Raw genomic sequence first — 272 nt, 5'->3', positions numbered from 1 at the left:
ATCAGGCGCGGTTTGTGTCCAAGGTCCCAGCCAATGCTTTGGGCGACAAAGCTCGCGCAGCACTGGCCGGGGCGGGTGTGGAGGTGCAGCATTTCGTGCGCGGAGACGGGCGCATGGGCCTGTATTTCCTTGAGGTCGGCGGTTCGCTCCGCCCCTCGGCGATCACCTATGACCGGGCCGGATCGGCCTTCGCCACAGCGCGGCCGGAGGAGTTTGACTTTGCCGCCGCGTTGCAGGGTGCCAGCCTGTTCCACATCTCGGGCATCACGGCG

At 66.5% G+C, this 272-nt stretch carries 1 pseudogene; it reads left to right on the top strand.

Features of this window, described 5'->3' with window-relative positions:
- Window positions 1–14: 14 nt before the first annotated feature.
- A pseudogene (locus ACZ3HG_RS23715) lies at window positions 15–272 on the top strand (sugar kinase); the annotation flags it as partial.

The sequence above is a fragment of the Erwinia sp. PME.40.26/001 genome (genome assembly GCF_055556675.1).
The sequence above is the reverse complement of the archived record's forward strand: the minus strand, read 5'-3'. Positions and strand labels throughout refer to the sequence as shown.